This is a genomic window from Curtobacterium sp. L1-20 (assembly GCF_048755855.1).
GTDB lineage: Bacteria > Actinomycetota > Actinomycetes > Actinomycetales > Microbacteriaceae > Curtobacterium.
This window is the reverse complement of sequence record NZ_CP151473.1, coordinates 752,226-764,152: the sequence shown is the minus strand read 5'-3', so window position 1 is coordinate 764,152 and position 11,927 is coordinate 752,226. Positions and strand designations below refer to the sequence as shown.

General features: G+C 72.2%; 11 protein-coding genes. 3 read left to right on the top strand and 8 right to left on the bottom strand.

The genetic code is table 11. The features are described 5' to 3' along the window. Window positions 1-3: 3 nt before the first annotated feature. Genes AAEP86_RS05145 through AAEP86_RS05135 form a run of 3 tightly spaced genes read right to left on the bottom strand, consistent with a single transcriptional unit; the run spans window position 4 to window position 3,053 of the window. Window positions 4-822, bottom strand: a complete 819-nt coding sequence (locus AAEP86_RS05145; RefSeq protein WP_420369462.1) for a carbohydrate ABC transporter permease — start codon at window positions 820-822, stop codon at window positions 4-6. Between the two features lie 12 nt (window positions 823-834). Then, on the bottom strand, window positions 835-1,785 hold the full coding sequence (locus AAEP86_RS05140) for a carbohydrate ABC transporter permease (protein ID WP_420369461.1): 951 nt from the start codon (window positions 1,783-1,785) through the stop codon (window positions 835-837). Further along, window positions 1,782-3,053: an ABC transporter substrate-binding protein gene (locus tag AAEP86_RS05135; protein ID WP_420369460.1), complete on the bottom strand. Its 1,272-nt coding sequence runs from the start codon at window positions 3,051-3,053 to the stop codon at window positions 1,782-1,784. Before AAEP86_RS05135 ends, AAEP86_RS05140 begins: the two co-directional genes overlap by 4 nt. 127 nt (window positions 3,054-3,180) lie before the next feature. Between AAEP86_RS05135 and AAEP86_RS05130 the strand changes: the two genes are divergently transcribed. Both AAEP86_RS05130 and AAEP86_RS05125 read left to right on the top strand, forming a co-directional pair. Next, a complete protein-coding gene (locus AAEP86_RS05130) occupies window positions 3,181-4,215 on the top strand; it encodes a LacI family DNA-binding transcriptional regulator (protein WP_420369459.1) in 1,035 nt (344 codons plus the stop codon). A 105-nt stretch (window positions 4,216-4,320) separates the two neighbouring features. Then, window positions 4,321-6,096, top strand: coding sequence for a class I mannose-6-phosphate isomerase (locus AAEP86_RS05125; RefSeq protein ID WP_420369458.1), 1,776 nt, complete (start codon window positions 4,321-4,323; stop codon window positions 6,094-6,096). Window positions 6,097-6,193: 97 nt separating this feature from the next. Here AAEP86_RS05125 and AAEP86_RS05120 read toward each other — a convergent pair whose 3' ends face one another. Next, entirely contained in the window at window positions 6,194-7,156 is a 963-nt protein-coding gene (locus tag AAEP86_RS05120; protein WP_420369457.1) for an ROK family protein, read from the bottom strand. Further along, on the bottom strand, window positions 7,153-8,376 hold the full coding sequence (locus tag AAEP86_RS05115) for a glycoside hydrolase family 76 protein (RefSeq protein ID WP_420369456.1): 1,224 nt from the start codon (window positions 8,374-8,376) through the stop codon (window positions 7,153-7,155). The genes AAEP86_RS05120 and AAEP86_RS05115 overlap by 4 nt, the downstream gene beginning before the upstream one ends. Before the next feature lie 144 nt (window positions 8,377-8,520). Here AAEP86_RS05115 and AAEP86_RS05110 point away from each other — a divergent pair, with 144 nt between their 5' ends. Beyond that, entirely contained in the window at window positions 8,521-9,099 is a 579-nt protein-coding gene (locus AAEP86_RS05110; RefSeq protein WP_420369455.1) for a hypothetical protein, read from the top strand. 25 nt (window positions 9,100-9,124) lie between these two features. Here the strand turns inward: AAEP86_RS05110 and AAEP86_RS05105 are convergent, their stop codons facing one another. The 3 genes from AAEP86_RS05105 to AAEP86_RS05095 all read right to left on the bottom strand — a co-directional run bounded on the left by AAEP86_RS05105 (window position 9,125) and on the right by AAEP86_RS05095 (window position 11,878). Then, window positions 9,125-9,853 (bottom strand): GDSL-type esterase/lipase family protein, encoded by a 729-nt coding sequence (locus AAEP86_RS05105; RefSeq protein ID WP_420369454.1) that lies wholly within the window; start codon window positions 9,851-9,853, stop codon window positions 9,125-9,127. 48 nt (window positions 9,854-9,901) lie between these two features. Then, window positions 9,902-10,396: a nuclear transport factor 2 family protein gene (locus AAEP86_RS05100; RefSeq protein WP_420369453.1), complete on the bottom strand. Its 495-nt coding sequence runs from the start codon at window positions 10,394-10,396 to the stop codon at window positions 9,902-9,904. A 69-nt stretch (window positions 10,397-10,465) separates the two neighbouring features. Continuing rightward, window positions 10,466-11,878, bottom strand: coding sequence for an FAD-binding oxidoreductase (locus AAEP86_RS05095; RefSeq protein ID WP_420369452.1), 1,413 nt, complete (start codon window positions 11,876-11,878; stop codon window positions 10,466-10,468). Between the last annotated feature and the right edge of the window lie 49 nt (window positions 11,879-11,927).

Here is an 11,927-nt window from a genome sequence, read left to right as displayed (position 1 = left end):
GGGTCAGGCCGTCGGGTTCAGCCCGCGGGCGAAGAACCGCTGGAAGGCGAAGAACACGACGACCGTCGGCAGGGATGCGACGAGCGCCCCGGCGAGCGCCACCGGCGGCCCGTACGTCGAGTAGTTGCCGGTGAGGTCGGCGAGCGTCGCCATCACGGGCCGGATGTTCGGGCTCGACGAGAGCGTCAGGCCGAACAGCAGGTCGTTCCAGATCCAGGTGAACTGGAAGACGAAGGCGGCGAGGAGCGCGCTCGTCGACAGCGGGAGGTGGACCTGGAAGAACATCCGGACCCACCCGGCGCCGTCGAGCGAGGCGGCTTCGCGGACCTCGTTCGGCAGGCCGGTCATGTGCCCGCGCACCACGAAGAACGCGAAGGGGATGGTGAGTGCCACGTAGACGAGCAGCATGCCGTACTGGGTGTCGAACAGCGACGCCGCGGCGTACCCGGTGAAGAGCGGCGACAGGAAGGCCTGCAGCGGCAGGATCGTGCCGATGTAGATCACCCAGAACCAGAACGTCGGGCGCTTGACGGGCATGATCGTCACCGCGAACGAGGCGAGCGCCGCGATGAACACCGCTGCCCCGGCGCCGACGACGGAGTACAGCAGGCTGTTCGCCATGCCCTGGCCGACGTTCGCGTTCCGGAAGGCGGTGGCGATGTTGTCGAACAGGGACCACGAGGTCGGCCACCACGACGGCGTGCCCGAGTAGTCCGCGCTCTTCGTGAAGGCGTTCACGACGAGGAGGTACGACGGGATCAGCCAGATCAGGGACACGACGGTCAGCACGGCCGCGAGGATGCGGCGGGAGGTCTTGGTCATCGGTGGCTCCAGCTAGTCGGTCGGACGGAGTTGCCGGCGGAGGTACGCCCACGAGGCCACGACCACCACGAGCGTCAGGAACACGGCGACCGCTGCGCCCGACCCGTACCGGGAGAGCGTGAACGTCTCGCGGTACATGGTCAGCGCGAGGGTCTCGGACGCCGTGCCCGGGCCGCCGTTGGTCAGCAGCAGCACCTGGTCGAAGACCTTGAGGCTGCCGACGATCGAGATCCCCACGACGACGACGGTCATCGGCCGCAACTGGGGGAACGTCACCGACCAGAACAGCCGCCAGCCCGAGGCGCCGTCGATCTGTGCCGCCTCGAGGGTGTTCGGCGGGATCGACTGGAGGCCGACCAGGAACAGGATGACGCAGGCGCCGGTGGCCTGCCACGTGGTCGCGACGATCATCATCACGGTGTTGAGCGGCCACTGGAGCAGCCACTGCGAGACGAGACCGTCCAGCCCCAGCGTCCGCAGGAGCGTGTCGAGACCGCCGTCCGTCGAGAGCATGAAGGTCCACACGACGGCCGTGGCCGAGCCGGAGATGGCGTAGGGCAGCACGATCGCGAACCGTGCGAGACCGCCGAGCCGGAGCTTCCAGGTCTCGACCGCGATCGCGAGGCCGATCCCGACCGGCAGCAGGAGCGTCCCGACGACCCAGAGGAACGTGTTGAGCACGGACTGCCCGAAGGCGGGGTCGGCGAACATCGCGCGGTAGTTGTCGATGCCGACCCAGCTCCGGGTGAACCCGTTGTCGTCGAAGAAGCTGCGGTAGATCGTGAACAGGAACGGGACGACCAGCAGCGCGACCACCAGCACGACGGACGGCGCGAGGAACGCGCCGCCGGCGAGGCGTGCCCGGAGCGGTGTCCGTCCGGCGGACGGCGGCCGACGTCGGTCGGTGGGGCGCGCCTCCTGGTCGAGGGCCGTCTCGGGGACGGGCGGTTGCGTGAGCGTCATGCGGCGTTCCAGGTCTTCCACTCGGTCACTGCGCGGTCCTGCATGGAGCGCAGGGTCGCGAGACCGTGCGCCTTCGAGGGGTTCACCATGAAGGACCCGAGGTCCTGCACGTTGCCCTCGATGAGCGGCGTGGGCGATGCCTCCCAGTACCGGGTGAGCTCGACGGGCTTCGTCGCGGCGATGTCCTTCGCCAGGTCCTGCACGAGGTGCGACTTCGGCAAGGCGTGGGGGTTCGGACTCGTATCGCCGAGGAACCCCACCCATGCCGTCTGCACGTCCGTCGCCAGCCAGTTCTCCGCGACGGCGACCGCGGCGCGGTGCCGGTGCGCCTTGACGGGCACCGAGAGCGACCCGCTCTCGACGACGACGGTCGGTTCGGCGGAGCCGCGGGGCGGGACGCGGAAGAACCCGATGTCGGCGTCGGAGAGACCGGCCGCGAGCAGGGTGTTCGCGAACCAGGTGCCGTAGAGCATCATGCCGAACTTGCCCTTGCTGACCAGCCCTGGCAGGTCGTTCGAGGTGACGTCGGGCGCCGAGAAGAGGCCGTCCGCGTACATCGACGACCAGAGGTCCATCGCCTGCTCCGCGGGTTCGTCCGTGTAGCTCGCCCGGTCCGTGGTGACCGCCTTGTAGTAGTCCGGGTCGATCGAGGCGAGCAGCTGCATGAACCAGATCTCGGCCTCCCACGTCGTCGCGCCCGGCGAGAGGAACGGCGTGATGCCGGCGTCCTTGAGCCGGTGGGCGGCGTCGAGCATCCCGTCGAAGGTCGTCGGGACGTCGATGCCGTGCTCGGCGAACGCCTTCTTGCTGTAGAAGACGGCGTAGTAGCTCTTGTAGAGCGGCACGCCGTAGGCCTTGCCGCGGTAGCTGAAGGACTCCCGCTGCGCCGGGTCGACCCAGCCGCGCTCGACCGCCGCGTCCCACACCGGGTTGAGGTCGGTGAGGATGTCCGCCCGCGCAATGTCCTGCAGTCGGTACCCGTTCGTCCACTTGATGAGGTCGGTGGTGCTGTCGGTCTGGGCCGTCATCCGGATGACCTGCGTGTAGTTGGTGACGCTCGCGACGGAGCGGGAGGTGATCCGGTACCCGATGCGGTCGGCCAGGACGGCCGACGCGGCGGCGTACCCGGGACCCCAGGTCGGGTTGTCGCTGTTCAGGGTGACCGTCCCGGGGGCGGAGGGCTGCGTGTCGGTGCCCCGGGCACAGGCGGCCAGGGTCAACGCGAGCAGCCCCCCACCACCGAGCGCGAGCGCGGTGCGTCGGGTCACGGCGGGCCCTCGGGAGAACGGGTTCGGCATCGGGCGTTCCATTCGACGGTGAATTGATAACGTTACCAACGGGAGCATACACGGCGGCGGACCGGCCGCAAGGGGGTTGTCCGGTATACAGGGACCCATGCAGACAGCCGCGGGATCCGGATCGCCCCGGAAGCCCGCGATGACCGTGAAGGACATCGCCCGGGTCGCCGAGGTCAGCCCGATGACCGTCTCGCGCGTGCTGTCCGGCGGCAAGAACGTGCGTCCCGCGCTCCGTGAGCACGTCGAGCGCGTCATCGCCGAGGTGGGCTACCACCGGAACGAGAACGCCAGGAGCCTGCGCCCCGGGCAGCGGTCCGGGCTCGTCGGCGTGATGATCACGAACATCGGCAACCCGTACTACGCCGGCGTCGTGCAGGGCATCGAGCAGGTCGTCGCCGCGACCGGGCGGCGCATCCTCGTCGGCACGACGAACGAGGACGCCGATCTCGAGCGACAGCTCCTGTCCGACTTCCTCGGTCGCCAGGTCGAGGGGCTCGTCGTGGTCCCGGTCGGGCAGGACGTCGACCGCTTCACGACCGCCCGCCTGAACGACGCCCCACTCGTGCTGGCGTCCCGCACCGTCGCCGACGTCCCAGCGGACGCCGTCCTGATCGACGACGTCCACGGCGCCCGCGACGCGACGTCCCTGATGCTCGACGACGGCCACCGTCGCATCGCCTTCCTCGGCAACAAGGTCACCGTGTCGACTGGGCAGCGTCGGCTCGCCGGCTTCCGCAGCGCCTTCGACGCGCACGGGGTCGCGCCGGACGAGTCCCTCGTCGTGCTGGGGTTGCAGGACGCCGCCACCGCCGAAGGGGCCATGCGGGACCTCCTCGCCCGCCCCGAGCCGCCGACGGCCGTGTTCGCCGCGAACAACCGGATCAGCGTCGGCGCGATCCGCGCGATCGCGAAGGCCCTCACCGACGGGCGGATCGACTCCCCACCGCGGCTCTCCGCCTTCGACTCGTTCGACTTCGCGGACATGGCCCCGTTCCCGCTGTCGGTCATCGACCACGACCCGGCAGAGCTCGGCCGGGTCGCCGCGCGGATGCTGCTGTCACGCCTCGACGGCTCCGCCGACGGCGAAGCGCCGCGGCTCGTCGAGCTCCCGGTGCACATCGTCCACCACTGACGAGGCGTCCGCCGCCCCGAGCAGACCTGGTCTGGAGGCGCGACTTGCGTCCCCGTGCCGCGTGCGTTGTAGTGTTGGTAACGTTATCAGCGCGAAAGGGGCTCCATGTCCTCCTCCCGGCCTCCCGGCGTGACCGTCGGCCAGTACGACAAGGCACCCGTCATCGACCTTCCGCCCGGCCACGACGTGTGGGCCGGTCGCGCCGCCTGGGAACGCCTCGCCGGCGAGCTCACGGGCCGACGCACGATGGCCGTCGACACCTACCCCGGCAGCGACCTCGACGGCCTCCGCCGCGAACTCGCCGCCGTCGCCCCGGACGCCGTCCTCATCGACGTCGAGGCGGCCGCGGCCCTGCCGAACGCCGTGATCGAGGAACGCATCGCCGCGAACCTCACCGACGACCGGGTCTTCGGCGTGCTCGGTCACCAGGTGCTCGACGCGTTCTACGACGCAGACCGCCTCGCCGAGGTGGCCGAGCGGGTCCGTGCCGCGGACGGGCCGGTCGTCGTCCTCGGCTGGGGCGCGACGCTCGTCCCGACGTCGTTCGACACCGTGGTCCTCGCCGACCTGGCGCGCTGGGAGATCCAACGGCGGCAGCGTGCCGGGGCACCGAACTGGCGTGCCGACAACGGCGACGAGGACCAACTGCGCAAGGTCAAGCGCGGGTACTTCGTCGAGTGGCGCGTGGCCGACCGACACAAGCGCGCACTGTTCGACCGGATCGACCTCGTCCTCGACGCCAACGGCTCGATGGCGGACGCGAAGCTCATCGGCGCCGACACCTTCCTCGCCGGGCTCGAACTCGCCAGCCGCCGCCCCTTCCGCGTGGTGCCGTTCTTCGACCCCGGCGTGTGGGGCGGCCAGTGGATGAAGGAGGTCCTCCAGGTCGGGGACGCCGACAACTACGCCTGGTGCTTCGACTGCGTCCCGGAGGAGAACAGCCTGCTGCTCCGCATCGACGACACGGTCGTCGAGCTGCCGGCGCTCGACCTCGTCTTCCGGCACCCGCGGGAGCTGCTCGGTGTCCGGACCCACGCCCGGTTCGGCGCCGAGTTCCCCATCCGCTTCGACTTCCTCGACACGATGGCCGGCGGGAACCTCTCGCTGCAGGTCCACCCCCTGACCGACTACATGCAGAACGTCTTCGGCATGCCCTACACGCAGGACGAGAGCTACTACATGCTCGACGCGGCCGAGGACGCCGTCGTCTACCTCGGGGTCCGCGACGATGCCGACCCCGACGCGATGCAGGCCGCCCTCCGGACCGCGTCCGCAGGCGACGAGCCGTTCCCCGCCGACCGCTACGTCAACACCTTCCCGGCGAAGAAGCACGACCACTTCCTCATCCCGGCGGGCACCGTGCACTGCTCCGGCGCGGACTCGATGGTCCTCGAGATCTCGGCGACGCCGTACATCTTCACCTTCAAGATGTGGGACTGGGGCCGGGTCGGCCTCGACGGCATCCCGCGGCCGGTCCACCTCGACCACGCGTTCGCGAACATCCAGTGGGACCGCCGGACGGACTTCGCCCGCGAGCAGCTCGTCAACCAGGTCACCGAGGTCGCGCGGGGCGACGGCTGGGTCGAGGAACGCACCGGCCTGCACGAACTCGAGTTCATCGAGGTCCGGCGGCACTGGTTCGAGGGCGTGGTCCCGCACGACACGGACGGCACGGTCAACGTCCTGAACCTGGTCGAGGGTGCGGAGGCCGTCGTCGAGAGCCCGAGCGGCGCGTTCGAGCCGTTCGTCGTGCACTACGCCGAGACGTTAATCGTGCCCGCCAGCGTCGGGCCCTACACGATCCGCCCGTGGGGCCGAGGCGTCGGACAGCGACTCGGCACCGTCAAGGCATCGGTGCGCGGGACCGCGCTCAGCGACTGACGGCGAGGTCGGGCGGGCCGCGATCAGCGACCGACGGTGAGGTCGGGGCGGGGCGGGCCGCGACCAGCGACCGACCGCGAGGGCGGGCGGGCCGCGGTCAGTGGTCCGCGGCCCGCCGCCACACGGTCGCGGCGCCGAACAGGGGCGCACGCGCGCCGAGCGCGGCGGGCACGACGACCACACCGGTCGGACCGACGACCGAGCCGCCGGCCGGGCGCAGGCCGACCCGTCCGGCGAGACCGGCGCGCAGCGGTGCGCCGATGACGTCCCAGGACCGCGCGATCGATCCGCCGACCACCACTCGGTCGGCCGCGAAGCGCTCCACCCAGGGCGACAGTGCGGCGCCGAGCGCGCGCACGGCCGTCGCGACGACCTCCGCCGCCGCTCGGTCTCCGGAGCGCGCTGCGGCGCAGATCTCCTCCACCGATCGCTCGCGCCCCGACCGGGCCCGATCGGCACGTCGGATCGCCGGGGACGAGACCGTGTCCTCGAGCGGTCGGCCGTCGATCGTCAGCCGGTGGACCTCCCCCTGCTCGGGGACGGTCGGGTCCTCGCGCACCTCCTCGCCGTCGCGCAGGAAGGCCGACCCGACGCCCGTCCCGAGCGTGATGCAGACCATCCGGGCCGAACCCGCACCGGCGCCCGCCGCCCACTCGCCGATGCCGTAGGCGGTCGCGTCGTTGCAGAACCGCACCGCTGCCGGGACGACCCCGAGCCGATCGGCGAGCGCCGTACGGAGGTCGATCCCCGCCAGCGCCAGGAACTTGTCGACGCCGGCGAAGGTCCCCCTCCCCGCCTCGGCATCGAAGGGCCCGGGCATCGCGATGCACCACCCCAGCGGGCTCGGCGATCCGGCGGCCGCCGCTGCGTCCACGAGCGCACGACCGGGGGCGGCGAGCTGCTCGAGCAGTCGGTCGCGGGCGGCGTGCGGATCGACCGCCCCGCCGCGCTCGACGACGAGCTCCGCTCCACCGCCGGCGTCGACGAAGGCCGCCGTGACGTGACCCCCGCCGACGTCCATGACGCCGACGGGGGCCGCGGTGCGGAGCGGTGCCGTCAACTGACGTCCCCGAGCCGGTCCGCGGACCAGCCGAGCACCGCGAACACCTGCACCAGCGCGGCCTGGTCGAGCGTGGCCGCCGGGCGGTCCGCGTCGGGGTCGCCGCCGCCGCTCGGCTGGAAGTGGAAGAGACCGGTCGCCGGGTCGCGGTTGTCGCGCCAGGTCGCCGTCGCCCACTGCTCGGCAGCCGCGCGGTAGGACGGGTCGTGCTGCACGGAGTCGAGCAGCAGCAGGTCCTTGAAGTAGAAGGCGTTGAAGACCGCCGGCTGCTGCTGGAGGCGGCCGTCGGCGCTCCAGTACCGCAGGGACGCCCGGGCGGCCGAGGTCGCCTGCCGCAGGTACTTCGGGTCGTCCGTCGCGCGGTAGAGGATCGTCGCGGTGCCGATCATCGCGCCGGAGTTGTACGTCCAGAGGGTGGGGTCGACGCTGCCGTCGTCGCCGAGGCTGTTCCGGTACAGACCGGCCGACTGTCGCAGGCACCGGTTGTTCCAGTCGTACAGCCGGGTGCTCCAGCGCAGGTAGGACGCATCGCGGGTCTCCTCGTAGAGGTGCGCCGCCAGCTGCGCCGTCAGCCCGGTGACGTTCGCTGCGCGGGTCGTGTTGTCCGGGCGGTCGATCCAGTCGGAGCCACCCGGGCAGCTGAGCGACGCGTCGGTGTTCCAGCTCCGGACCGCCACGTCGAAGGCAGCACGGGCGTGGTCGAGAGCGGCCGCGTCGTCGGTGGCCTGGTACTGGCTGACGAACGACAGACCGACGACGGCGTTGTCGTCGTAGTAGACGTCCCCTCCGGTGCCGAGCGGTGCGGGCAGGTACGACTCGTACCCGGGGCGACCACCGGGAGCGACAGCGTGGTAGTGCTCGAAGCCGTCGACCCGTGCCGCGGCCGAGTTGGCGTAGGCCGGTCCGACGCCCGCGATGCCCTGCAGGTCGAGCGCCGCCTGGGTCGCCTCGCGGTACTCCCACAGGAACGAGTAGGGGTTGCCCGTCGTCGTGTCGGTGTTCTCGCGGTAGAGCCCGTGCCCCGCGGCGCCGGTGTACAGGTTGTCCTGCATTGCGTCGTACGTCTGGCTGGCGCGCTGCTGCCAGACCGGGTCCGGTGCGGAGGTCGCTGTCGGCGCGGCCTCGGCGGCGTGCGGCACGGTGGCCGCGAGCACGCCGAGGACGATCGCGGCGGCGGTGATCCGCGTGGCGCGGGTGGTCCGCGACGGAGTCGGTTGCATGTCGAGCATCGTTGCTCCCCTGATCGTTGGTATCGTTACCATACGACGGCGGGCGCGGCGGTCGCAAGGTGTTCGACGGCCCGCACGGCGTGATCGGTGGTTGCACGGACGCGCCGTACGCTCGACCGTCTGCACCATGACGCCATGGACCCCGAACCCGCCGGCGATCACGGTCGCCCCGGCCTGTGGCGCAATCCGCTCACCGACGGCTGGGAGTACCGGTGGAACGTCCTCGTGGCGCTGCCGGGTCGCTCCCCGGAGTCGGTCGACGCCGTGCTCGCGTCCGTCGACGCCGCCCAGGCGAACACGGTGGTCCAGGTCACCGAGACGACGGGCGCGCTCCGGACCCCGGCCACCCGCAACCTCGTCCACGCCGCGGCGCCGCTGCCGGACCTCCTCGACGGCATGGACGTCGCCGTCGTGACCGGTGACGCCTTCGTGGCACTGGCCGCCGCGCAGCGTCGCGTCCCGATGGTCGTGCTCCCCGCGGACGCCGCCGAACAGGCCGTCGGCGACGCGCTGGCGGCGGTCGGCGCCGCGGTCGTCGTGCCGTCGGCGGCCGAGGTCGGGGACGCCGTCCGCGCGGTCGCGTCGGACGGCACGACGGGGCCGCGGATACGTGAGCTGGCGCGGCGGCTGACCCCCGTCTCGGTGCTGCTGGCCGTCCTCGGCACGTCGGCCCTGCGGCTCGTGGGCCGCACCGTCCCGTCGCGGCGTCACTGAGCCGGGACGTCCCGAGCACTCCGGCTCACGGCCTGGTCGGTGCCGCCGCGTCCGGAGGCATGTTGCCGAGGTGGGGCGCCATCGCCTCCGCGAGGTGCGCCGCGAGTGCCGCGTAGCTGTCGGACGACACGAGCCGCTCGTCGCGGGTCACGGGTGCGGGCTGCGAGAGCGAGGGGACGAAGGTCGTGCCCGGGAGCGATCCGCAGACGTCCGCAGACGCCCGGTCGAGCGCGTCGGCGGCACGGTCCGCCGCGCCGCCCTCCGGCAGGCGGAAGGCCGGGAGCGTGCTGGGCCGCGGGATCCCGGTGAGGAACACGTGCGCTCCCGACCGGGCCCGCACCGTGCGGAGGACCGCGTCGAGCACCTCCCGCCAGCGCGTGGCGTCCTCGAGGTGGACCGCGTCGGTGATGCCGCCGATGACGACCGCGGCGTCGTACGCGGCGACGGGGAGCGCGTTCGCCGCCGCGACGAGGTCGGTTACCGCCGCGACGCCGCAGTCCGCCAGCACGACGTGCACGCCGCGACCGGTCTCCGCACGGAGCGCCCGTGCGAGGTGCCCGGGCAGCGCGAGGTCCTGCCGGAGGACGCCCCACCCGCTGGCCGCGTCGGTGCCGAACACCAGGACGCGCAGCGGATCGGGTCCGACGACCGTGACCGGCGCCGTGCTCTCGGGCCGCGGGTGTCGGCGGTAGGCCGCGCTGCCGCGGCGGGACCAGGCCGCGAGGGCGGCACGGGACAGCGAAGGACGCCGCACGTCGTGTCCTCCTGTCCGATCAGCCCTGGCCCACCGCCGACCGTACCGTCAGCTGATCGCTGCGAGGAGGACGGTGGGGTCGCCCTCCATCCAGCGGCAGTCCATCGTGAACCGTGCCACGCGGGGACCGTCCGGGGTCGCGCGGACGTGGAAGGTCCACGTGTTCCCCATGAGCGCGTGCCGGGTCGCCGTCACGTCGGGCCCCTCCCCCGGCAGGTAGTGCTGGGCGAGGGCGTACGCCTCGACCAGGTAGCCGTCGCCGAGTCCGAGCGCGGTGACGTTGCTGACCGCGTGCATCGTGTCGAGCGGACCGACGGCGCCGATCATCGTCGGGATCACGGTCTCCCGGCCCTGCAGCACCGGGAACTCGAGCCCGATCTTCGTGGTGGCCGGCGTCATGTCGACGACGATGTCCTCGGTGAGCAGCGTCTCGAGGATCGAGGCGTCGGCGGTGTCGAGCGCACGGGCCCAGCGGAGCGGCAGTCGCTCGAGCTCGCGCTCCGTGTCGGTCGGCAGCGGCGTGGTGATGGTGGTGGTCGTCATGGTGGTGTTCCTTACGGGTGTGGGATCAGGTGTGGGGTCGGGCGTGGGGCGGGAGTGGGTCGGGTGCGGTCAGGACTCGATGAGCGGCTGCTGCGTGCGGAACAGGTTGCGGGGGTCGACGGCGGCCTTCACGTGCAGCAGTCGGCTCCAGTCGGTCGGTGTGAACGAACGCTCCGGGTGCCCGTCGTCGGGCGCGAAGTTGAGGTAGCGCGACCCGGTGCTCCACGGCCGGACCGCTTCCACGAGCGCCCGGGCCTGCGCGATCCCGTCGGCGTCCTCCTCGGGCATCCCGATGGAGAGGGCCCAGAGGACGTAGGCGGCCTCCGGTGCGACGATCGCTCCGGCGCCGGGACGGGTGACGTCGAAGGCGCCACCGAGCTGCCGGAGCTCGACGATGTGCAGACCGGTGTCGCTCGTCGGCCCGACGAGCTCGAGCAGCGCGCGCTGCGCGTCCGGTCCGACGCCCGCGAGCATCGACGTCTCCTCGGAGAACGGTGCGGGGTCGGTGGGGTCGTTGTGGATGCGTTCGAAGTCCACGGCCCGGGTCTCCTCGACCGTGTCCACGATGACCGGTGCCGCTGCGCGCAGCGGTGCGAGCAGGTCGTCGGCACCGGCGGCGTCACCGAGGTACGCGACGCGCAGGTGCAGGACGAAGCGGCCCGCGAGCAGGGGCGGCACGCCGGGGACCGGGGGCAGGCGGAGGAACGCCAGCGACAGGGTCAGGTCGTCGGGAGCCGTCGCGGTCGCCGCGACGAACGCGGACAGGACCGCCTCGGCGTGCTCGCCGTCGTAGAAGAGCCCGCCGCCGACGAACCGGTCGACCGGGAACAGCTCGATCTCCATCGATGTGACGATGCCGAGGTTGCTGCGGCCGCCGCGGAGTGCCCAGAAGAGGTCGGCGTGGTCCTCGGCGGACGCCCGGACGACCTCGCCGGACGCCGTGACGACGTCGAGCGAGACGATGTGGTCCGAACCCCACCCGTACTTGCGGCCGAGCACGGGGCTGAGGCCGCCGCCGAGCGTGAAGCCGACCGCGCCCACCTGCCCGGACGAACCGTGGACGGGCGTCAGGTGGTGCTCCGCGGTCCGGGGCACGACGTCGCTCCACCGTGCACCGGCACCGACGACGGCGCGGCGGGCGTCGGCGTCGACGTGCACGTCGTCCATCGCCGCGGTCGAGACGAGCAGCCCGCCCTCGAGCGGTCGCATCGCGTGGTGACCGGTCGCCACCACGGCGACGGGCAGGTCGTGCGCGGCGGCGAACGTGACGGCCTCGACGACGTCGCTCGCACTGTGCGCGGTGACCACGACGTCCGGGTGCCGACGGCCGGCGAGGTTGTAGCCCGCGCACGCCTCCGGGTAGCCGGCGTCCTCGGGGGTGAGCGCGACGCCTTCGAGGCTCGCGTCGAGGCCGGCGACGGCCTCGCGGAAGGCGGCACGTGCGCCGTGGTCGACGGTGTCGTCGGGAAGGGTGTGGGACAAGGGGTCCTCCATGGGGTCTCGCCCCTCGCGGGGCTGGTCGGGATCGAGC